We start from the raw sequence: 22,612 nt of genomic DNA, 5'->3' as shown, positions 1-22,612 counted from the left end.
TAAACACCTGCAATGTGCTCTGAGTAAAAAAAGCAGGGTTTGACAGTGATTCAACTAGAGTGATTTTTACTTTTGTTTATCAACGAGGTAGTCAATTTTGCCGACCGATGCTCACCATTCGCATTATTTCTCTTCGACCGAGGTATTAGCGCCGTCACACCTAATCAATTTGGCTTGAGACAATCATTATTTCTTTGTTTTTATCTGCTTTAAGCAACGGGGTTAAATCAGCCACTCTCTGTTTGGTTTCTCCTGTCTCGAAACTGTACCCAAACTCAAAAACACGCCCATTTCAACGCGTGATTACTCTATTCGAGTCCATCACAACCAAACGTTTAATCATCAGCACTTTTAGTTAGGTAATTCGCGGATAGATTCTTGTGTTTAGTGCATAAAAGTAAAATCAAGACTGACGCTTAAACAACCATATTTAGCCAATAATTAGCACTTACACAAAGATAATATTTCAATCTATGTTTATGAGTTTTAAAGATTAATCTTATTTTTTGGTGGTTTGAAAAATATAAAAATGTTCGTCATGATGGTTTCCGTCGAGTGAAGAAACTTGGCAATAAACTAACACCTAAAAATGAAAATTGGACCCGACATTGGTTAATCATTAAACGTCCTTACGTGCTCAGATGAGAAACGTCGGACAAGAAATAAGGCTTTAAACATGGCGAACAAAAAATTCTTTTATTCAGAGTACGAACTAGCACGATTTTTAGATAAACAAATGGCGGTGGACAGTATTGACACACTATTGATGGACAGTGCTTCGGCAGATTGCCATTTATTCAATACTAGCGACAGCAATTTTGACTATTTAGATGTTCATCACATCCATTAATCGGCGAGGAGTAAGTCATGGCAGTAATCGTTATGGGGCAACATCAAGATCCGCATGCAATGCATATGTTAGAACAACTCAAACTACGTGGCGTTGAAGCGTATTTGTTGCAAACCTACGATTTTCCGAAAAAGGCGCAGCTGAGTATTTGCCCAAACGATGGTACAGGTCGGTTGACATTACCGGAAGGCAAGTCGCTTGAATTAAGCGAAATTCAAGCCGTATTTTGGCGCAATTTTTCTGGAGTCAGTGATGAGGCTACTCGCAACAATTTTATGTCCGAAGACAGTATTGCTGCACAGGACAGCTTGGCGTGTCTACGTACATGGTTTCATTTAGAGACTGGCACTAAATGGGTGAATAGCTGGACTGCCTTTCAGCACCATAAAGAAAAGCCTTTTCAATTGCTTAAAGTAGGAAGGCTCGGTGTGAAGATCCCAAAGACCTACGTAGGTAACTGCTTAGAGGATATTCGCCAAGCGTTTGAAATGTTACCGCGTAGCATCTTCAAACCAGTGTACGGTGGCGCTCATACGGAAATACTAACAGAAGCTCACTTAGCTTCCGAGCGAGTTGCAAGTGCGCTGGCAAAATCGCCAATTACCGTACAGGAGTTTATTGCTGGAACAAATATTCGAACGTACGTGATTGGGCAAAAAGTATTTTCAGTTGAATTAAAAAGTGATCAGGCAGATTTCAGAAACGATGCGGCGATGGAATTGGTTTTAATTGATACTCCAAAAGAGATAGAAGAACAGGCTCTTAGCATAACAAAGACGCTGTTTTTGAATTGGACGGCCATTGATTGGCGTCGCAATGAACAAGGGGAATATTTCTTTTTGGAGGCCAATCCATCGCCGATGTTTATGGGATTTGAGCAAGGGTCAGGGATCCCCGTAACCGAATACTTGATTGACTATATGTTAGGTCAATCACACTAAAATTTATTAACCACAGTTCTTACACAAGAGGAAAAACAAATGAAATTAACTATCAAAAAATCAGTAGTAAAAAACCTAAACAAACAAGCAATGTCACCTTCATTGACTGATCAGGTTAACGGCGGCATGCCAAAAGTTGCATGGTCACAAAATGAAACATGTGGCTACGTGTGTGGTGATTGTATTCCTTACTAATCGCAAACCATTAAACACGTTAACAATTGGTGTTACCGGTTGGGATGAATAGGCTCAAAAAATTTGATTGTCTGAGTCCTATCATCCACCGTTTTAATAAAATATACAGAGCATTTAAGACAAATTTAGGAGATCAAAATGCACCCATTCTCACTAACGAAAGTAGAACAGCAACAAGTTAATGGCGGAATCATCGAAGGCGGTTGTATGACAGTCGTATTCGCAGAGCACGGCGCTCAAAACTAAGGAGTTACTATGTTATCTATCGATAATAATGAGCTTTCAGCTATTTCAGGTGGTCATCCGGCTCAAACGGAAATCGACAACTTGATTGAAGTCCTTCGCAATTTCTTTTAATTAAAGATTGCAATGAAGCACGTTTGAGTGACGTGGACTCAAACATCAAGCACGCAAGAATAAAGTATGTTTTATCACATGCAAGCTTATTCAAATCCGTGTTTGAATTTAAACGTAATGAAAGTTGAAGAGTCTTGGCGGAGTCTATCAACTTTAAAACGCCCATCAGGGCACCATTGAGAAATCAGAAATAAGGAGACTATTATGCACCCATTTTCATTAAAAAATGACCAATCATCACAAGTAACAGGCGGCGTTGTAGCAGGCGGCTGTGTAACATACGAATTTAAAGAAACTGGCGGTGTAGAAATTACATTGTCACTGAAAGAAGCGGGCGGCCCAGTAGTGGTAACGCAAGCAATCCCAGAAGACGGTAACGATCCTCGTCTAGAACTTACGATGTAATCGTCCGTAGGGAAGGTGAATCTTGGCGGAGAAACCTTCCCAAAAAAACTGCCTATGGCACTTAAGAGAAATCAGAAATAAGGAAACAAACATGCACCCATTTTCACTAAAAAATGACCAAGCTTCACAAGTTACTGGCGGCGTTTTTGCTGGCAATGTAGAAATTACGATGTCACTAAAAGAAACGGGCGGCCCAGTAGTGGTAACGCAAGCAATCCCAGAAGACGGTAACGATCCACGTCTAGACCTAACGATGTAATCGTTCGGTGGAGAAGGTTTATCTTGGCGGAGACAACCTTCTCTAAACCTACCTACTTGGCTGCAATGGCCACGTTGTCACGACAACATTTGCCAATTGGAATTGGCTCATCGTTTCCCGAAAGCACGGCAATGTAATGCTACAACCATCGAGTTGAAATCAACTACCTTTATCCTGATTTTCCCCATCTACCTATGAAGCAACTTATTCCTTTGTAACAAAAGGCGAAGTCTATATCCGGCCAAAGAACGTTCTCTAACAAATCTCACAGGCAAGACAAAAGGCGAGTGTTCACCTACCGATGGTACATACTCCACCAACTATCACGAATGAGATAAACATAAGTGGAATCACGTTAAAATTTAACGCCCGCTTTCACTCGTATAAACGAACCGAGAGCGCATATTGGTCGTCTTTGATTGTCGATAAACGCGTTATGTCTGCCTCTAACTTCTGTATTCCTGCAATATTGGATGACTATTTTGGTCTGTATAGACAGTGTTATTTCATGTCATCGTCTAAACAGGCAATTGCGTTTAGGTTGTGTTACTTGAAGGCAAGCGACAGTCTTTGTTAACCGTAATTTATTGATGAAAAAGACATGTTCAGAGGGGGCCAAAGAGGCGGGTGACCGAATGCCTCATAACAATGTTCACGTGAGTGAATTTGGGAATGAGAGTGTGCCCCCTGAAGTGTCGGAATTACATCAAACGATCAATCTAATCCAAGACAAAACGGCTGAACTTGCACATTGTTTGCTGTGGTCTGTACAAACTCACTCGAAGAGAACCTTAATTTTCATCGTTGTTTTATTGCGAATCGCACATTTCATTTTTCCGTTTTGTTTTAAGGATATTTACCGCGTAATTAGTCGTTATATGCAGATAAGGTTTTAATTTATTTTATTGATATGTAATGGAAAACCCAGTTTTTGTTTGATTTGATTCTTTCTTTTTTTTAAGCCAACATGGCTTCATCAACTTTCGAGGGGGATGTGTTTAGTGGACTTGTTTGTCCTGATAATGACACCGAAAACCCCGACAACGTAAAGAGTCTTAACATGGTGACTTCAGCGAAGGAATTACGCGCTTTGGACCAGGACGTCCACTTTTTCATCCTGTCGTCATGTGCTTGCGCTGCAAAAAAATGCGCACTTAAATAACGAATTAAGAGGTCGGACATTCTTGGCGGAGTAGACCGACCTCAAATACGCCAATAATGGCATTTCAATCACTAAATGTAATAAGGAAACAATCATGCATCCATTTTCTTTGCAAAAAGAACAATCTTCACAAGTTACAGGCGGTTCGGTAGCTGACGGCTTCGTTTCATCTGCACTAAGAGAAAATGGGGGTCCTATCATGGTAACGATGGCGATTCCTGAAGATGGCAGCGACCCGCGTGATTTTAAAATAATGTAATTTTAGCTGGATGGAACTTGGCGGGACCATCCACTTAAATATGGGCCTTTCTAGGCATAATTTAGAGAAACAGAAATAAGGACACGAAAATGCATCCATTTTCATTAACAACAGAAGAATCAAAAGAAGTAACCGGTGGCATCGTTGCAGGCGGTTGTGTTTCATGGCGCGGTCAAGAAGTTGGCGAAATGTTCAATTAATTAGGAACAAGTAAAATGCGTACATTGAATACCCAAGAGTTGAAACAGGCGAATGGCGGCGTAAACACTAATTATTTTGGTGCAGAACAAGCGCTCGTTGAAGCTATTTTAAGCTTATTTTAACTTAGCAATGTGGGTGTTCTAATTAAGAACACTCACAATCCAGTCACCTTGTCTGTTCTCAACAGACATAGATTCAGTTATTCACTCACATTTTGTTCGCAACGCGATTGAATCGGCCCTATTCCACTTATCACAGAGCCTTACCTGTAAAACAGCCTTACATTTCACTTAAAAAAAGCGCCTTAGCTGGCTACAATAGCGGTCAAATTTTGTGATTCTCCACTTTCGTTGCACTTAAGTATCCATGCGCGACAAATCTGACAACACCAAGAGAATCATTTTGTGCTAATAAAGCGATAAAAAATAAGGATTTAGTGTTCATGACACTATCAACAGTGATTTTAGCTGCGGGAAAAGGCACTCGCATGCGCTCAAAACTACCAAAAGTACTTCATCCCGTTGCTGGTCGTCCAATGGTGCAACACGTTATTGATAATGCAAAAGCCCTAGGTGCACGGGAAACGCATTTGGTGTATGGCCATGGAGGCGAACAGTTAAAAGAACAATTGGCGCACAATGAAATCAATTGGGTATTGCAGGCGGAGCAATTGGGCACGGGGCATGCGGTGGCGGTTGCAAAAGAACACTTCGCGGATGATGAAACAATCCTTATTTTATACGGTGACGTGCCACTGACAAAACAAGATACATTGCAGCGCTTGCTCGATGTGACGCCAAAACGAGGATTAGCGGTATTAACGGTCGTGTTAGAAAATCCAATGGGTTATGGTCGAATGATCCGCGAAAATGGCAAGTTAGTCGGGATTGTTGAACAAAAGGACGCGACGCCTGAGCAGTTGAACATTAAAGAGATTAATACGGGGATTATGGCGGTTAATGGTGGCTTGCTGAAATCGTGGTTGGGCAAATTGTCTAACAACAATGCGCAAGGCGAATACTATTTAACGGATATCGTCGCCATGGCACACGCTGAAGGCGTTGAAATTACCTCGGCTCACCCTGAGCACCCGATGGAAGTGGAAGGGGCGAACAATCGCGTACAACTTGCGGCACTTGAGCGCGCTTACCAAGTATGGCAAGCGGAAACATTGATGCTCAATGGTGCGACATTAGCTGATCCGTCACGCGTTGATGTACGTGGTACAGTTGTAACGGGTGAAGATGTACACATCGACGTGAACGTTATATTTGAAGGTCACGTGGAACTGGGTAACGATGTGGTGATTGGCCCAAATTGTGTTTTGAAAAACTGTAAAATCGCCGATGGTACGGTTGTGAAAGCGAATACAATGATAGAAGACGCCACCGTCGGCGCCAAATGTACATTAGGACCCTTTGCGCGTTTACGCCCAGGTGCGGTGATGGAAGAGGATTCGCACGTCGGTAACTTTGTTGAAATGAAAAAAACGCGCTTAGGCAAAGGTTCAAAAGCAAACCATTTAACGTATCTAGGTGACACAGAAGTCGGTGAGAAAGTAAACATTGGCGCTGGCACCATCACGTGTAACTACGATGGCGTAAACAAATCAAAAACCATCATAGGTGATAATGCCTTTATCGGTTCAAATTCATCGTTGGTCGCGCCTGTTGAAATTGGTGCAATGGCAACGGTTGGAGCTGGCAGTGTGATAACCGCGAAGGTAGATGATAATCAACTTGCTGTAGCGCGCACAAAACAGCGCAACTTAGATGGTTGGCAACGACCAACCAAAAAATAAGCCGCTCGGCTGAACATAAACAAAACGCACGGGAGTGCGTTTTGTTTTATTCGGTACAAACGTTTCTTCGATTATTGAGAAAACGTTAATTCCTAGATTGTGTTTGCCTGCGATTTACAACGTCATTCTGTCTTGTAAGCCTTTATAAAGCTCAATTCGTTCCCTTATCCGGCAGAGCGTGGTAAATTGGTTGTTCAGCATAATAATATTAACAATAATGTTACCCCAATTAAGCTATGGACAACTTATTTCGCCGCGAAGTATTCGAATACAAAGTTCACCGACTTGAAGGAACGGTCAGTCTCATTCAGCCGCCTGTTTTCTATCGTTTGGCTGCACTCATCGTACTCATTGTTATCATTTCTCTCGTCTTTTTAGCATGGGGAAATTACACACGTAAGGAACGCGTCAGCGGCTTTATTGTGCTCAACACAGGCGTTCTCAAACTCTTTGCTCCTCAAGTGGGGGTTATTTCGGAGGTCTTGGTCAAAGAAGGTGATACGGTTGAGCAGGGACAACCCATCTTGCGCATAGAGTCGGCTCGCCACAGTATTGAAGGTTTGGAGCTAAATCAAGGGTTACTCAATCAATATCGCTTTCAAAAACAACTTCTTGAGGCGCAGCTTGCACAACTTCAACAGCAACATGAATTAGACATGGCGCAACTTCGTGCAGAAAAGCAAAGCCAAGTATCTCGTTTAGATGAACTGCGAAAACAGGCGGATACTTTTCAAACACGTTTAGCGCTGAATAAAGGCATTGTGGAACAAATTAGTACACTGAAAGGCAGTGGTTACGTATCTGAACTTGAATTGACGCGTCAGCAAGATACCCTGCTTGCTTTAGAGCAGCAATCCTCGTCTATTCATAATGAGTCACTGTCGATTGAGAACTCGATTTCACAGCTCGATAGCCGCCTAGCCACGTTGCCCCTTGAACACGAGCGACAAGTCGCCTCGTTGAATTCTCAAATTGCCGATGTGGATATTCAACTTTCTTCGACGCAACAGCTTAGGTTGGCTGAAGTTCGAGCACCCAAGTCAGGTACAGTCACAGGGCTTTTGGCGAAACCGGGTAAACAAGTGGGCCTCAATCAAAATCTACTGAGTATTTTGCCAACACATAGTGAAATGCAGGCAGTAATTTACATTCCGACCGAAGCGTATGGCTTTATTAAAGAAGGCCAATCGACACGTCTTCGTTATCATGCTTTCCCTTACGAGAAGTTTGGTATTTATGAAGGGCAAATCGTTGAAGTGAGCGCGTCGGTGATTTTGCCTGAAGAAGCTGCTTTGCCGGGCATTATCTCAACGCCTGCGTATCGTGTGGTGGTTAAATTAGCAGAGCAAAACGTCACTGCCTATGGTAAGGCCACGCCAGCGCGCGCGGGGATGACCTTGGATGCCGATATTGTGATAGAAGAGCGTAGCCTGCTACGTTGGTTATTTGATCCTGTTTTCAGCATTAAGGGACAATTATGAGTACGGAACCAGAACAACAAAACGAAGATTTGTTTGATAATCCACGAAGCTTGCTGGAGTTTTGGTCCAAAAGTAGTTTACCCGTCATTTTACAGTCAGAAGCGGCGGAATGTGGGTTAGCCAGCCTTGCAATGGTTGCGGCATACCATGGTTATCACAGTGATTTAGTGTCGATGCGGCAAAAGTTCAGTATTTCAATCGAGGGCTGTACGCTCCTTGATATTATGCATTTTGCTGAGAAATTAGGGTTAGCCACCCGACCTTTGCGTATTGAACTTGAAGAACTTGAATTGCTGCAAGCGCCAAGCATTCTCCATTGGAATTTGAATCATTTTGTCGTACTAAAAAAAGCCACCGATAAATACGTCATCATTCATGATCCTGCAGAAGGCGAGAAACGACTCTCGTTGGAGGAAGCGTCGAAGCATTTCACGGGCGTTGCGTTGGAACTTATGCCGACCAAAGAGTTCGAGAAGAAAGAGAAAAAGGCGTCGCTACGATTCTCTGACTTTTGGAGCAAAATCTCGGGTTTAAAACGTTCACTGTTACTGATTTTCTCGTTGTCTTTGTTACTGCAAATTTTTACGTTGGCAAGTCCTTACTATATCCAATTGGTTATTGATGACGTGATTTTGAGTGGTGATACATCACTCTTAACGGTGCTCGCCGTTGGGTTCTTTTTAGTGCTCGGTTTTGAGATTGCCACTAATGCGCTGCGCGGCTTTACGCTATTGCATTTTGGTAATCAAATGAACATTCAGCTCGGCGCGAATCTTTTTCACCACTTAGTTCGTTTACCGTTAACTTACTTTGAAAAGCGCCACATGGGGGACATCGTGTCTCGCTTTGGGTCGCTGCAGCAAGTGAAGCAATTACTAACACAAGGGGTGATTGAAGCGATTATCGACGGTTTAATGGCGTTAGTTACATTGGGCATGATCTTTTTCTATAGTCCAACGCTGTCGGCTGTCGTCTTGACTGCGGTATTACTTTACGCCGGTGTTCGGGTGGCAATGTATCGTCCCTTTAGAACGATCAGTGAACAAGAGATCATGGCTCGAGCTGAAGAAAGTTCTAACTTTATGGAAACCGTACGAGGGATCCAAACAATTAAGTTGTTTGGCTCTGAAGTCAAACGCGAGGGCCAATGGCAAAATCGCTACGCGAAGGCGATAAATCAAAGCATTCGTTTAGGTAATTTTCAAATTGGTTACGACTCAATCAACCGAGCTTTGTTTGGAATTGAAAACATTGTCGTGATTTTTCTTGCGGCCAAATTAGTGATTGCGGGTGGTTTTAGTACCGGTATGCTCTTTGCTTTTATGGCTTACAAACGTCAATTCATTGAGAAAACAGCGAAACTCATCGACAAGTTCATCGAGTTTAAAATGCTCGGTCTGCACTTCGACCGAATTGCGGATATTGCACTGACCGAACGTGAAGAGTTGATGCCAAAGCAAATGAAAGTGCACAAGGTCACAGGTAAAATTGAGCTTCGTAATGTGTCTTTTCGTTATTCAGACGCAACGCCCTTTGTACTTAAAGACGTGAACCTCTCTATTCAAGCAGGTGAGTCTGTCGCGCTCACAGGGCCGTCCGGATGTGGTAAGTCAACGCTCTTAAAAATTATGTTAGGCCTCATCAAACCAACCGATGGCGAGGTGCTTATCGATGATATTCCGTTACAACAAATCGGCGCGAGACAATATCGACAGCAAATTGCAGCAGTAATGCAAGATGATGAGCTGTTTTCCGGATCGGTGTCCGATAACATCGCGTTTTTTGAATCGCCTGTGGACATGGAACGTGTTGTTTATTGTGCGGAGCTTGCCTCTATCCATGATGATATTAGTGCAATGCCGATGGGGTATGACAGTTTAATTGGGGATATGGAGCTCGAGCCTGTCTGGTGGTCAGAAGCAGCGTATTATTTTGGCCCGTGCCCTTTATAAAAACCCACGCTTGCTCTTTATGGATGAAGCGACTAGCCATTTGGACACCAAACTGGAGTCCGACATCAACGAAGCAGTCTCTGGACTCAAAGTTACGCGTGTGATTATCGCGCATCGAAAAGAAACCATCGCTTCTGCGCAACGTGAAATTAAATTGAAAAAATACACTGAACAAAGCGTGGAACGTTACTAGTACGTTCCTCCTTCAGATTGGACTTAATAAGCAACGCACGACGTTGCTTTTTTTTTGCTCTGGATTTCCTGTACCTGAAAGATAGTTACAAGTGTTTACATATTGATAACTAAAAGGTATTTTTGTTTCTAATAAGATACCGTTAAGGAAAAACATGAGCACCGTATTTCGTTTAGAACCCGCAGATAAAGCGCTTGTTTATGAACTCATCGAAACTCTCAGTAAAAAGGTCGCAAACCATTTGTCAGAAACCACGATAGCGCACGGTTTGTTGAGTGGCTTGGCAGGAGAATTGTTGTTTTTATTTAAAGCTCATCAATTCAATCCTGAGTTTGTCGACGAATCGGTATTTCAAGAACAACTCGATGTGCTGCAAGAAGGGTTAGGCGAACAATCCTTAGAGTTAAGCAATGGATTGGCGGGGCAAGCATGGTTATTAGAGTATTTTAATCAATCGACCCCAGACGAGTATGATCCTGAGCTGCTAAGTGAAATTGATGAGTTATTCACGAACGCGTTAAAGCAGAGTCCGTGGTCTGGTGAGCTAGAAATGGTGCTGGGATTAGCTGGATATTCGCCTTACGCTGCTCGTCGTGCAAGACATGCTGATCAAACCGAATTGTTCGACGCCATTGTTTCTGGCTTTGAAAGTACCGTAAGCCAATTGAATCTCAAACACCTCACCTGGAACTCAACCGAAAGAGTCTGTGTATCTTTTTGATAGAGAAAGCAAGGACGCGGAGTACAACTTAGGTTTAGCACATGGTGTGCCGGGCATCATTGCAGCGCTACTTCCCGCGGTTCGTGTACCCTCGTTAACACTTCGCACGAAAAGATTGCTAGAAGGAGGATGTGAATGGCTGCTCGCTCAGCGTAACCCCAAACATGATGATTATGCTTGTTTTGGTACGTGTGTCGGGGATCAGCATCGTTCTCGATTGGGGTGGTGTTACGGCGATTTAACGATAGCGCTTACATTGGCTCGAGTTGGTTTGGAATTACAACGTGATGATTTTATTGATTCCGCTTTAGAAATTGCCTTGCATTCAGCGTCTCGAGATGAATCCTCGGCAGTCATTTATGACGCAGGACTGTGCCATGGAAGTTTAGGGTTGGCCACGATTTTTCAAGCAATGAATCAACTGTTACCTCACCCAGAACTCGCGGCGGCGGCGGATCGATGGCTGCACATTTTCCTTGCAAACTATAAAGAGAAAGGCGAGTCGGCGCTGTATTTTTATGATGCGCAGAATAAATGCTATACGGAGAATTTTGGCTTTTTAATGGGTTATTCAGGGATGGCCTTGTCACTCATTGGAGTGATGGATGACCAACTTGATTGGATTGACAGTTTGTTAATGGCTTAACATTGAGTGGGAAGAGCTGCGGCGTGCGACTCTTCCTCAATTCAGCTTAAATACAAGACATCGCTTGTCCCCTAATTGAATTATATTGTTTATTATTTGTGTATAATGGGTTAACTTGCTCGTATTGATCAGGGTGTCTTTGGCAGCGTTACTTGAGGCTCGTTACCCTGTGTTGTAGCTTCAGAATAAAAATAAGTGTTAAGGATGATTTATGGCGCTTTGTGCACAAAGCATGGTTTCCGATGAACAGCGAAAAACCATCAATTCGATTCTCACCCTCCTTACTCAAAAAACATCGATGCACATACAGTCAAATCAAGACTATGGTCTGCTCGGTGGTGTGGCTGGGCAATTGCTGTTTTTATATAAGATGCATCAGTATCACCCCGACGCAGTGAATGAGGACCTTTTTGGCCAGCAGTTTGAGCGTCTTCAAGACAATATGGTTGAAAGTCACTTTGGCTTGGCAAGTGGTTTAGCTGGTCAGGCTTGGCTAATCGAGTTGCTTAACCAAGCTGAACATGAGGGCTATGACGCAACGTTGTTGAACGATATTGATGAACTACTGCTGAGGGTTATGTCAGTCGAAAACTGGCAAGGTGAAATTGAAGCGATTAACGGACTTGCAGGTTACGCCCCGTATATTATTCGCCGTGCCAAAACAACCAATCAGGATGTGTTGTTTGAACGCCTAGTTGCCTATTACGAACAACTTCATACCGTATTCCCCGATGGGACTTTGAGCTGGTCACAACCAAGCTACTCGGCATTTCGATTTGAAGGCAGCGACCGTACTCAACCTGAATTCAATTTAGGATTAGCGCATGGTGTGCCTGGGATCATCGCTGCGTTAATTCCCGCATTGCAGTCCTCTACACTTCATGATCGAGCACGCGCCTTGATAGAGGGTGCGTGCGATTGGTTGGTGACTCAGCGTAATCCGGAACACCATGCTGAATGTGCTTATGGATGCGCGGCGGGTTCTCATCGTAGCCGTCTTGGTTGGTGCTATGGTGATTTGACCATTGCACTGACTTTGGCGCGGGCTGGGATAGCGCTCGATAGACCTTGTTATGTGGACCAAGCGAGAGAAGTTGCCTTGATGGCTGCGAAACGAAATGCACAATCCGCTTCAATAGAAGATGCGGGATTGTGCCATGGCACATTTGGATTGGTGACGATATTTCAGTTACTAAATCGTATTGTTCCTCACCCTGAATTTTTAAAAGCTCACCACGATTGGCTTGAGTATGGTTTAGCGAAATACGCAGAGCTAGGGGAGCAAGCCTTCTACACATATCAAGGTATACCACCAAGTTATGAAGAAGAATTTGGCTTTTTAATGGGGTATGCAGGCGTAGGGCTTGCTTTGTTGAGCGTGCTCAACGAGGACCTCGACTGGACTGAAAGTTTATTAATGGCATAAGGAGTACCGATGTCAAACGCATTACAGCACGATAACTTTTTCGTTATTCGTACACCGAGACTCAGTCTCACCACGCTACATCAATTAGCCGACAAGCCAGACGAATTTCAAGAACAACTAAATGATTGGCTAGAGCAAGATGAAGTAAAAGAAGCGCTTTATGCCGCCAGCCCCTCTTTACTTGAACGTGTGGCGCAATGGCGTGCTAAACCCGACTCAAAACAAGGTAAGAAGGTTGCGCAGGCGCTGCTAAAATACCTGATTCGGATGGCGTCTCGTCCTACACCATTCGGGCTTTTTTCTGGGATCACCTTGGGTCAAGTTGCCGAGCAAACCTCATTAATTTCAGGTTCGTTTAAACAGGACAGTCGCAAAACTCGTCTAGATATGTTCTTCCTTTCAGCGTTGAAAGAACACGTCATTAAACACTATAGCCGAGCAGAATCGCTTCAATATCGACTGAACCCCTCTCATTATTTTATTGAAAATCAATGCCGCTATATTGAAAGCTATCTCTCGGAAAAAGAAGTCCACTATCGCCTTAGTGCCATTGAAAGCGATGAATACTTTACGCAATTTCTAGAGTTGGCCAAACATGGGTCAAGTTTTGAACGCTTGGTTAATGAGTTTGTCGCGTTGTACAGCGATGTGGAGCGCGAGGAAGTTGAAGAATACATTCAGTCCTTGATTGATGAAGGTATTTTAATTGCGGATGTTCCATTGCCATTAACGGGTGAGTCACCGGATTTAGCACTTTACCGTTCACTGGTGCGAGTCGGGGCAAATAGCGAAGCAGACAGTCTTGCAACTGCTTTATCCTTAATCGAACAGTTGGATCAACAAGGATTTGGCGATATTTCAAAATACAAGGCGTTGATCACGCACCTTGAAGGGCTTGGGATCCGTATAGAAGAGAACAAGCTGTTGCAAAGTGATGTATATCGTCAGTTCGAGCAATGCTCGCTAAGCGCACAAGAGTTGACCCGTGTGCAACGCACATTAGAGTTAGTTTCAATGTCGAGCGAAACGCCGTCAACCGAAGCGTTAAGTGCCTTTATGAGTGCGTTTCAAGCCCGTTTCGAAGGACAATTTGTTCGTTTAGACCAAATTTTGGACGATGAAACCGGTATTGGTATTTCCAGTGAAACCGGTTATGAAGCACCGCTGGTGGCAGGATTACAACTTGCGAGAAGTGGCGGACAAGATACGGAAAAAGTACGCACAAGTCCCTTGCAAAAACTGATTGAAGAGGAGCTGACAAAATCGGCCAATCGCAGCAAATCTTGTATTACCATTAGTTCAAAGCAGCTCAAAGAAGTAGCGAAATTTAAAAGTGAAGTGGCCAAAATCCCTTATTCAACAGGTGCGATGCTGAGCTTATTTGAAGATGAGAATGAGCGACCAGTCTTCAAATATAACGGGTGTTACGGACCCTCTGCGGCAAACCTTTTAGGGCGTTTTTGTCATTTGAACGAGACACTGCAAGCGTCGGTAACTGACCATCTCGCACAAGAACAACAGCATATGGAAGACGTTATTCTTGCTGAAGTTGTGCATATGCCAGATGGGCGTCCTGGCAACGTTATCGCTCGTCCCCACTTACGACCGTACGAAATCGTCTTTATGGCGGACAGCAGTGTGGATCTTGAATATCAAATCCCGCTGAGTGATTTGTACGTTTGGGTAGAAGGGCAAACAGTAAAACTCTGGAGTAAGCGTTTGAATAAACGAATTATTCCTCGTTTGTCTTCCGCGCATAACTATGGTGCTAGAAGCCTAAGCGCCTATAAATTCCTATGTATGCTGCAATCACAAGAAGGGAGTACGCCTGCCGTTATGCTGCCAAAGTGTGTACGTAGCGCGGCGTTTGTTCCACGGATCATGATAGACAACTTGGTTGTCTTTGAAAAAACATGGCGTGTAGAACGTAAAAAATTAGAAGCGGTGTTTGAAAAAGGTATTCTAAACACAACGAAACTCAATGCGTTTTTAGAAGAATACCAACTCGACCGTTGGGTGAGTTTTTCCAGTGGTGATAACGTTCTACGGATTGATTTAACACATCCTGAAATGCTCTCGGTGTTAATAGGTGAAACCACCTATCATGAGACAATTGAACTAACCGAAGTATTAACGACCAGCTATCGCTCTCGAGTACGAGATGCGAGCGGCAATCAATACAACAATGAAGTGATTGTGCCGCTGTTTAATACGAGTGCAAATCCACCTCGTCATTTTGCTGCAAATCCACAGGCCAACATCACAGCAGCGCCGATTAAACGCCGTTTTAGTGCAGGCTCTGAGTGGTTAAGTCTCAAAATTTATTCTGGAAATACAGTCGTTGAACAATTGCTCACCGAAACGTTGATGCCATTTATTCAAGCGCATAAAGCGTTATTTGAGAAATGGTTCTTCATTCGCTATGGCGATCCTAACTGGCATTTGAGACTACGCTTTCATGGTGAGCCAAGCAAACTTTGCGGCGAGTTGTTACCAAAACTCAATGCATTGCTTGACCCTAAAGTAGAAGCGGGTGTGTTGCATAAAGTGGAATTGATGACCTATGAACGTGAAGTTGAACGCTATGGTGGTCCGAAATCCATGGAATTGGTTGAGCAACTCTTTATGCTCGACAGTGAATTGATTGCTCAGACCTGCACACTGGTCGAGGAATTGGATGAATCACTTCGTTGGCGTGTGGCCATGTTGTATACGCACAACTTGTTTGATTTATTTGGCTATTCTCAAGAAACACGTTTCGATTTGATCTCTAATTTACGCCAAGGTTTTGGTAAAGAATTCAATGAATCCGCCGCCCTCAGAAAGAAATTAGGGGAGCGCTATCGTGAGTACGAAACAACAATAGACAACGATTTCGCAAAATGGGCGACTTGGATTGAAAGTGGTCACCTTGATGCCGAGTCTCGCGCCTTTGTTTTCGCTCGTAGCGCAATGGCGCGACCAAGCGGCTGGAGTTGTGTCACAGTTGAAGAGTCTAAATGCCAACGGTGATCTGAATTGCAGTTTGAATGATTTAATGGGTTCATTGTTACACATGCACAACAATCGTATGTTTAAGGCCTATGGTCGTGAGCAAGAGCTGGTGGTTCATGATTTAATGCGCCGTAAATATGTGTCGATGAAACACGGAAGTTAGTCACGAGCCGTTGTCAAAAAAGCCAGCATTGCTGGCTTTTTTATTGTCTGGCAATTTCATTAAACTACGTCTAAGCTTTTTCCATGTGAATTAATAGGATAAAAATAATAATGAAAACAATAATAAAGTGGCTGTCTGTATGGTGTTTTTGTAGCACGTTCAACGCAGCGGCGAATGCCGAATTGGCACCTGAATTACGCGTATTTGAGCCATATTTTGGAACGTGGCAAGCGGATTTTCCGGTCGCAGAAGGTCAACCGGCGATGCAGGACGTTTCACATTGGGCACGCGCGCTCAATGGCACCGCGGTGCGAACCTTGCACTCCATCAATGACGGGCTTTACGGTGGTGAGTCACTGATTTTTTGGGATAAAAGCAAAAATAGTTTGGTGTTCTATTACTTCACGACGGCTGGATTCTATACACAAGGCACGATGGAAATGGTGAACGATCACGAATTTATTGCCTACGAAGACGTGACGGGTAACAAAGACGGCATAACAAAAGTGAAATCCACCAGCACGTTACGTGACGGCCAAATCATTGTCAGTACGCAATATTTGAAACAAGAAAAATGGACATCACCAGAAACGCGAGTCTACCAACCGAGTGAAAAAAACGTGAAGTTCAAATAAGCGTGGGATGCCGTGACGACGTTCATTGGGCGGTTTTAAAAAACCAATCAATGGCGCGGTGCCACCAGCTTAGCTTGGGCGAGCGAGTACTCATTAAAAGGTGTTTTACGCGCTCGTTACGCTTAGCGGAAACCCCAACCCGATGGCATTCCAGCGCGGCGGCCTGCCAATCTCGAGCTTGAATTGCCGCATTGAACTTTGTCCATTTTGTCTGCAGCTGCGTCTGTCCCAAATTATAAATCATGTCGAGTAGCACCAGCTTGATACTGCGTGGCAGGCTCTGATAAAACGACTCACCGTAAATGAGCATTAATTCATGTTTAAACTGGTTTATTTTTCCCTGTAGCACTTTTTGGCATGCTCTGTGAGACAAATATAGTTCACAGTGTTGGGTATAAAAGTTCACTGCATAGCCGGGAGGCAAACGCTTTATTCGGTCAAATTCACTTAACTTGTGATCACGACTTGCCGCCCGCTTGGTGCGGTTTTCTCGTAAGGGCAGGTTGGCAAACGCCGTTTTATTTGGAATATGGAATCCAGCTCCAATGGTGGGATTGCCTTTTGAATCCAAATACAAGTGATTTACTTCACCTTCATATAAACACAGATGACGAATGGCTCTGAGACTCATCCGGTTCAAAAGCTTTGAGTGATAAGCGATTAAACATAAAACCTCCGCATAACGACAATGGCTATTGTTGCTACGGTTCCGTGTAATCGACCCAGTTATCAGTCCATATATTGATTATAGCGCCTGTATAAAAATCAAGCTTAAATACCGAGAGTGATCTCGAAAGATAACCTAAAAACCAGTCTTTATTACTATAAATAGAATTGTTTAATTTGTATATACAAGTGGTTTTTCACTGAAGTCAGTCTCGAATCTGGAAAGTCGATAAAATTTAGGAACATTCTACACTTAAACAAAGCAGCATAATGAAAGGTTCGCTAATGCGCTGGTGGTGGAGTGTCTTATTTGCAATTTATTCGTGGTCCGTACACGCGGTGTGTTACACCGTGATGGTTTACCATGGTGCAAATCCGCCTTATAGCTTTGAAAGTAATGGTCAGTTTAGTGGTTTGTTCGTTGATATTTTTGATGAAATCTCTGCACAAACCGGGCTGTGTTTTGAATATCTTCCCGTGTCTGTTGCGCGAGGGCAGCGCCTATTTGAAAAAGGAGAGATTGATATTGAACCAGGCGTCAGCCCAACATGGCGACAAGAGTCGACAAATCCTGGTATTTATAGCTATTTCTATGCGCGCTCCAGAGAAATCATACTTGCTCGAGTTGGTCCCGTTTTAACTTCACCCGAACAGCTGTATGGCCAAGTCATGGGCCGCGTGAGAGGTTACCGTTATGGCGCATTTGAAGTGCATTTCAATCGAGAGAACGAAACGGATAAAATCACCGTGTATGACAATACCTCCGAACGCGAACTGCTTGCACAATTGTACCATCAGCGTTTTAACTACATGATGGTTGGGGACATTACCGCTGACTACTACAAGTTAACGCAGCCGGAATACGGCGGTTTTCAAGAAGTGTATGAGATCTCAAATTTACCTGTCGCGATGCGCATACAACCACACCTCAGTCAGTTGCGCGATACATTGAATCGAGTGCTGGAGAAGATGGTCGAATCGGGAGATGTTGCGCGAATTTACGCGCAATATGGAAGCCGAATGGACGATACCCGTACACCCTAGAACATCATGGATACTTGTACACCACTAAAAATGGAGTTTTGTGCTTCCCAGTCTTCGCTGTCGATTTGACGATAGCGAGTAAACACTTCTACTTTGAATGGTTCAACATTGATACCTGCACCTACACCGATGTAGCCATCAATACTGTTGTTTCTCGGTTTATCATCCGTGTCGAGATAAAAACCATCATTATAGGCGACACGGTGTGAGCGAGAGAGATCGTAGAACAGCATTTCAAAGAGGTCTAAACCGACTTCACCATACACAAAGACATCCGCGAAATAGCCAACTTTGATACCGGTATCGAGGGTTGCATAACTTTCTTTGCGCTGCCGGTCTTTTACGCGTACATCGGCAACGCCAAGAGCAGAGCTGACGCTAAAGCCAAACGGTGATTGATTAAAGTAACCCATTGCCTCAATCCCAACGCCTGTTATGGTGTCGGAATCATGCCATTCATTTTTAACTATTATTCCAACAGACGTTGCATTTTGATAGGGCGAGTTGGCGTGAACAGAACAGGTAAATAACAGTCCTAGTATCAGAAGAATAGGCATAAGACGAACTCCTTGTGGTTTTTAACCGGAGTGTAACGTGCGGAAACAGAACGAGTTGTAAAAAAGTGTCTGTATTTATTCATAAAAATTACATTTAGTCGCAATAAGCGACGTTAAAAATGTTTGTATATACAAGTAATGTATCTCTTCATTTTTAGCGGGTTGGCAATTTATCTGTCCAGTTTGATGTTTTCAGCGTAGAGAAGGGCTGTAGCAGGATTCGACTTAGCGAAATAACCCACTAAGGTGAAGAAATAGCCAGAGGTATTTGTATGAATCACGCACATTTCGCTGCTTTAGTTGAAAACCCCCTCTATACACCGATCGTTACACATTGTAGTGATGCAACGCACTATTTTATTGGGGTTATCGATAACCGAGGAAATCATTACTTGTTAGCTGATGACAATGGCGAACAAATCTCGTTTGCTTCGCTGAAACAAGCCCAACACAGTCTTCTGGACTTTAACCTGCGAGCGGCGTTCTTTGAAATGCATAATCCCGATACGGAAATGGTTGGCGGATTTGCTGACATCACCAGCTATATGCCTATCTACCTTTCGAAATGAAACAAAAAATCACCAAAGATCGCTTGAAAACTTAATTAAGTTTCGTTTAAAATCTAAAAACTTTCGAAACGAAACTTAACTATTCCATCGATGACTAAACGCAACACGCAACAACGACGTCATACAATTTTGTCTTTAGTGAATGAACAGGGCGAAGTGAGTGTCGAGGCGTTAGCCGCAGAATTTGCGACCTCAGAAGTAACGATCCGTAAAGACTTAACTGCGCTTGAGCAAAGTGGTTTGTTGCTTCGTCGCTATGGTGGCGCTGTGGCACTGCCGCAAGAAATCGTCGCAAAAAGTGATGAAAAGCGCGATTCACAGCGGAAGCAAGCGGTGGCAAAGGCAGCCGCAGAGCTGATAAAGGATCATAACCGCATTATCATCGACAGTGGCCGAACAACAGCTGCAATGATCCCGATGTTGGTGTCAAAGCGAGGTCTTGTGGTCATGACCAACGCCATCAATGTCGCGAACCGCCTGCTTGAACTGGAAAATGAACCAACATTATTGATGACAGGCGGAACGTGGGACCCGCATTCCGAATCCTTTCAAGGGCAAGTGGCGGAACAAGTGCTGCGCTCTTATGACTTTGACCAACTCTTTATCGGCGCTGACGGTATTGATGTTGAAAGAGGCACAACGACCTTTAACGAATTGGTTGGCTTAAGCCAAGTAATGGCTGAATCGGCTCGTGAAGTAATAGTCATGGTCGAGTCCGACAAAGTGGGTCGTAGGATCCCAAATTTAGAATTACCTTGGCATAAAGTGACGACGCTTATCACCGACAACAACCTAGATAGCAAAACGCGTCTAGCGATTGAGAAGCAGGGCGTCACGGTAATATGTGCTGATGTGAACGAATAGCCGACAGGCTCACACAACGTGCAAATAATGGAGAAATTATGTGTGGAATCGTAGGGGCGGTCACTGAACGTCCAGTAAATAAAATTTTAATCGAAGGCTTAAAGCGCCTTGAATACCGTGGTTATGACTCAGCCGGTGTTGCGCTTGCAGACAACGGTCAACTTCATACGGTAAAAGCGGTAGGTAAAGTCGCGAATTTGGAAAATGCGCTCGCGCATGCCGGTGTGAAAGGAACGACCGGTATCGCACATACCCGCTGGGCAACGCACGGTGGTGTTACAGAAACGAACGCGCACCCACATGTTTCAAAGAATCAAATCGCGCTCGTTCATAACGGTATTATTGAAAACCACGCAAGTTTACGTGAAGCACTGAAGGGTGATGGATATGAGTTTTTGTCGGATACCGACACAGAAGTCATGGTTCACCTGATTCACCAATTGCGTGAACAGCACACCTCGTTACTTGCGGCGGTGCAAGCGGCAGTAAAACAGTTCGAAGGCGCATACGGTACCGTTGTCTTTGATAAAAACAATGCCGATGAAATCATTGTGGCACGTTCTGGCAGTCCTCTGGTGATTGGTTTAGGTCTTGGTGAAAACTTTATAGCATCGGATCAACTAGCCCTACTTGCGGTCACCCGCACGTTCATCTTCCTAGAAGAAGGCGATGTGGCGCGTGTTACACGTGAAACAGTGGAAATTTACAACCAAGCTGGTGAACGTGTTGAACGCGAAATCATCGAATCGACCATTCACCAAGACAACACAGGTAAAGGCGAATACCGTCATTACATGTTGAAAGAGATTTACGAGCAGCCAGTTGCCGTACGTAACACATTGGAAGACCGCTTAGAAGGGTCTCGCGTGGCGGTGAAAGCGTTCGGAGAGCGTGCTACTGAAATTTTTAAAGACGTGAAACACGTTCAAATCATCGCATGCGGCACATCATATCACTCAGGAATGGTTGCACGTTATTGGCTAGAGCAATTTGCTGGCGTAAGTTGCAATGTTGAAATCGCGTCTGAATTCCGCTATCGCCAATCGTTTGTACATGAAAATAGCTTGTTGGTGACCATTTCACAATCGGGCGAAACCGCTGACACGCTTGCAGCACTGCGTCTTGCAAAAGAGCAAGGCTACATGGCTTCAATGACAATTTGTAACGTCCCTGGTAGTTCGTTAGTCCGTGAATCAGACTTAGCGTTTATGACCAAAGCCGGCGCAGAGATTGGCGTGGCATCAACAAAAGCATTCACAACTCAGTTGGTTGGTTTATTAATGCTTACCGCGGCAATTGCACAGGAAAAAGGCATCGATGCAACACACATCGTGAATGCGGTTAAGTCATTGCCATCAAAGCTGGAAGAAGCGTTAACGCTTGCGGGTGGTATTGAAACGTTGGCAGAAGAATTTGCGGATAAACACCATTCCCTGTTCTTGGGTCGTGGTTCACAATACCCAATCGCAATGGAAGGTGCGTTGAAGCTGAAAGAGATTTCTTACATTCACGCGGAAGCCTATGCGGCAGGTGAGTTAAAGCATGGACCACTCGCGCTTATTGACGCAGACATGCCAATTATCGTTGTTGCTCCAAACAATGAATTATTGGAAAAGTTGAAGTCAAACGTAGAAGAAGTGCGCGCTCGTGGCGGTATTATTTATGTGTTCGCAGACAAAGAATCGCATTTCGAGTCTGATGAGACTATGCGCGTGATGAACGTCAATCACGTTGAAGACATCATTGCGCCGGTTGTCTATACAATTCCATTGCAGTTGTTGTCTTACTACGTCGCCGTAATTAAAGGCACTGATGTTGACCAACCTCGTAACCTCGCTAAGAGCGTTACCGTGGAATAAAACAAGAGGCGCGAAAGCGCCTTTTGTGACTTAGGAATATAGTTTCATCCCAAGTATTAAAGTATCATCCTAAGTAATAAAGTTTCATACTTATGTGTACTAAAAAAGCCGATGCAAGTCGGCTTTTTATTTGGTCTATTAATTACTCAAGGCGAGCTTTTTGTTTTGACACGTATGTATGGAATTCACCGTGTTGTAATCTGGTTTTTCCTGTACTTGCTTTTAGTTCTGTGCCCATCACCTTTAAGGTCTCTCGGTTTGATTCTGTCTGTCGCTTGTCAACTTTTTTGAGGTGGTGATTAAGTTCATAATCCTCAGAAAAGTTTACATAGTCATGATCACTTATGCTCATTTAAATATCCTTCTATAAAAATCAAAGCAGCATCTCGAATGAGTTGCTTGAGTTCTGTTG

22 protein-coding genes and 1 pseudogene are annotated in these 22,612 nt (G+C 43.8%); 20 read left to right on the top strand and 3 right to left on the bottom strand.

What is annotated here, in order from left to right:
• The first annotated feature begins 676 nt into the window (after window positions 1-676).
• The 16 genes and pseudogenes from J5O05_RS09920 to J5O05_RS09855 all read left to right on the top strand — a co-directional run bounded on the left by J5O05_RS09920 (window position 677) and on the right by J5O05_RS09855 (window position 16,641).
• Complete coding sequence (locus J5O05_RS09920) at window positions 677-850, top strand: hypothetical protein (RefSeq protein WP_208841931.1); 174 nt, start codon at window positions 677-679, stop codon at window positions 848-850.
• A 17-nt stretch (window positions 851-867) separates the two neighbouring features.
• Window positions 868-1,791 carry an ATP-grasp domain-containing protein gene (locus J5O05_RS09915; protein WP_208841930.1) on the top strand — a complete coding sequence of 308 codons (924 nt, stop codon included), beginning with the start codon at window positions 868-870 and terminating at the stop codon, window positions 1,789-1,791.
• Window positions 1,792-1,830: 39 nt separating this feature from the next.
• Window positions 1,831-1,986: a hypothetical protein gene (locus J5O05_RS09910; protein WP_208841929.1), complete on the top strand. Its 156-nt coding sequence runs from the start codon at window positions 1,831-1,833 to the stop codon at window positions 1,984-1,986.
• A gap of 255 nt (window positions 1,987-2,241) precedes the next feature.
• On the top strand, window positions 2,242-2,343 hold the full coding sequence (locus J5O05_RS09905; RefSeq protein WP_208841928.1) for a bacteriocin: 102 nt from the start codon (window positions 2,242-2,244) through the stop codon (window positions 2,341-2,343).
• Window positions 2,344-2,547: 204 nt separating this feature from the next.
• Window positions 2,548-2,748 carry a hypothetical protein gene (locus J5O05_RS09900; RefSeq protein ID WP_208841927.1) on the top strand — a complete coding sequence of 67 codons (201 nt, stop codon included), beginning with the start codon at window positions 2,548-2,550 and terminating at the stop codon, window positions 2,746-2,748.
• A gap of 91 nt (window positions 2,749-2,839) precedes the next feature.
• Entirely contained in the window at window positions 2,840-3,007 is a 168-nt protein-coding gene (locus tag J5O05_RS09895; protein ID WP_208841926.1) for a hypothetical protein, read from the top strand.
• A 1,256-nt stretch (window positions 3,008-4,263) separates the two neighbouring features.
• The gene (locus J5O05_RS09890) at window positions 4,264-4,428 is read left to right on the top strand and encodes a hypothetical protein (RefSeq protein ID WP_208841925.1); all 165 of its coding nucleotides are present in this window, start codon (window positions 4,264-4,266) and stop codon (window positions 4,426-4,428) included.
• A 643-nt stretch (window positions 4,429-5,071) separates the two neighbouring features.
• Complete coding sequence (gene glmU, locus J5O05_RS09885) at window positions 5,072-6,430, top strand: bifunctional UDP-N-acetylglucosamine diphosphorylase/glucosamine-1-phosphate N-acetyltransferase GlmU (RefSeq protein ID WP_208841924.1); 1,359 nt, start codon at window positions 5,072-5,074, stop codon at window positions 6,428-6,430.
• Window positions 6,431-6,666: 236 nt separating this feature from the next.
• Complete coding sequence (locus J5O05_RS09880; protein ID WP_208841923.1) at window positions 6,667-7,911, top strand: HlyD family secretion protein; 1,245 nt, start codon at window positions 6,667-6,669, stop codon at window positions 7,909-7,911.
• Window positions 7,908-10,056: pseudogene (locus J5O05_RS09875) on the top strand (peptidase domain-containing ABC transporter). Before J5O05_RS09880 ends, J5O05_RS09875 begins: the two are co-directional and overlap by 4 nt.
• A gap of 154 nt (window positions 10,057-10,210) precedes the next feature.
• Window positions 10,211-10,777: a lanthionine synthetase LanC family protein gene (locus tag J5O05_RS22440; protein WP_280117635.1), complete on the top strand. Its 567-nt coding sequence runs from the start codon at window positions 10,211-10,213 to the stop codon at window positions 10,775-10,777.
• Complete coding sequence (locus tag J5O05_RS22435; protein ID WP_280117634.1) at window positions 10,764-11,423, top strand: lanthionine synthetase LanC family protein; 660 nt, start codon at window positions 10,764-10,766, stop codon at window positions 11,421-11,423. Before J5O05_RS22440 ends, J5O05_RS22435 begins: the two co-directional genes overlap by 14 nt.
• Window positions 11,424-11,634: 211 nt before the next feature.
• Complete coding sequence (locus J5O05_RS09865; RefSeq protein ID WP_244369553.1) at window positions 11,635-12,849, top strand: lanthionine synthetase C family protein; 1,215 nt, start codon at window positions 11,635-11,637, stop codon at window positions 12,847-12,849.
• 9 nt (window positions 12,850-12,858) lie between these two features.
• Window positions 12,859-15,861: a lantibiotic dehydratase gene (locus J5O05_RS09860; RefSeq protein ID WP_280117633.1), complete on the top strand. Its 3,003-nt coding sequence runs from the start codon at window positions 12,859-12,861 to the stop codon at window positions 15,859-15,861.
• Window positions 15,764-16,006 carry a lantibiotic dehydratase C-terminal domain-containing protein gene (locus tag J5O05_RS22430; protein WP_280117632.1) on the top strand — a complete coding sequence of 81 codons (243 nt, stop codon included), beginning with the start codon at window positions 15,764-15,766 and terminating at the stop codon, window positions 16,004-16,006. Before J5O05_RS09860 ends, J5O05_RS22430 begins: the two co-directional genes overlap by 98 nt.
• 110 nt (window positions 16,007-16,116) lie before the next feature.
• Complete coding sequence (locus tag J5O05_RS09855) at window positions 16,117-16,641, top strand: hypothetical protein (RefSeq protein WP_208841922.1); 525 nt, start codon at window positions 16,117-16,119, stop codon at window positions 16,639-16,641.
• A 22-nt stretch (window positions 16,642-16,663) separates the two neighbouring features.
• On the opposite strand, the gene J5O05_RS09850 is transcribed toward J5O05_RS09855, so the two are convergent.
• Entirely contained in the window at window positions 16,664-17,212 is a 549-nt protein-coding gene (locus J5O05_RS09850; RefSeq protein WP_208841921.1) for a lysozyme family protein, read from the bottom strand.
• 365 nt (window positions 17,213-17,577) lie between these two features.
• Here J5O05_RS09850 and J5O05_RS09845 point away from each other — a divergent pair, with 365 nt between their 5' ends.
• The gene (locus tag J5O05_RS09845; RefSeq protein ID WP_244369551.1) at window positions 17,578-18,351 is read left to right on the top strand and encodes a substrate-binding periplasmic protein; all 774 of its coding nucleotides are present in this window, start codon (window positions 17,578-17,580) and stop codon (window positions 18,349-18,351) included.
• On the opposite strand, the gene J5O05_RS09840 is transcribed toward J5O05_RS09845, so the two are convergent.
• The gene (locus tag J5O05_RS09840; protein ID WP_208841920.1) at window positions 18,348-18,908 is read right to left on the bottom strand and encodes a hypothetical protein; all 561 of its coding nucleotides are present in this window, start codon (window positions 18,906-18,908) and stop codon (window positions 18,348-18,350) included. The two genes, J5O05_RS09845 and J5O05_RS09840, sit on opposite strands and share 4 nt — an antisense overlap.
• A 272-nt stretch (window positions 18,909-19,180) precedes the next feature.
• On the opposite strand from J5O05_RS09840, the gene J5O05_RS09835 reads away from it, so the two are divergent.
• The 3 genes from J5O05_RS09835 to glmS all read left to right on the top strand — a co-directional run bounded on the left by J5O05_RS09835 (window position 19,181) and on the right by glmS (window position 22,200).
• On the top strand, window positions 19,181-19,477 hold the full coding sequence (locus J5O05_RS09835) for a DUF6482 family protein (RefSeq protein ID WP_208841919.1): 297 nt from the start codon (window positions 19,181-19,183) through the stop codon (window positions 19,475-19,477).
• A 90-nt stretch (window positions 19,478-19,567) separates the two neighbouring features.
• The gene (locus J5O05_RS09830) at window positions 19,568-20,341 is read left to right on the top strand and encodes a DeoR/GlpR family DNA-binding transcription regulator (RefSeq protein ID WP_208841918.1); all 774 of its coding nucleotides are present in this window, start codon (window positions 19,568-19,570) and stop codon (window positions 20,339-20,341) included.
• Between the two features lie 38 nt (window positions 20,342-20,379).
• Entirely contained in the window at window positions 20,380-22,200 is a 1,821-nt protein-coding gene (glmS, locus tag J5O05_RS09825) for a glutamine--fructose-6-phosphate transaminase (isomerizing) (protein ID WP_208841917.1), read from the top strand.
• 142 nt (window positions 22,201-22,342) lie between these two features.
• Here glmS and J5O05_RS09820 read toward each other — a convergent pair whose 3' ends face one another.
• Complete coding sequence (locus tag J5O05_RS09820) at window positions 22,343-22,552, bottom strand: hypothetical protein (RefSeq protein ID WP_208841916.1); 210 nt, start codon at window positions 22,550-22,552, stop codon at window positions 22,343-22,345.
• Between the last annotated feature and the right edge of the window lie 60 nt (window positions 22,553-22,612).

Source organism: Pseudoalteromonas xiamenensis, from assembly GCF_017638925.1.
Lineage (GTDB): Bacteria > Pseudomonadota > Gammaproteobacteria > Enterobacterales > Alteromonadaceae > Pseudoalteromonas > Pseudoalteromonas xiamenensis.
This window is presented reverse-complemented; position numbering and strand designations above follow the sequence as displayed.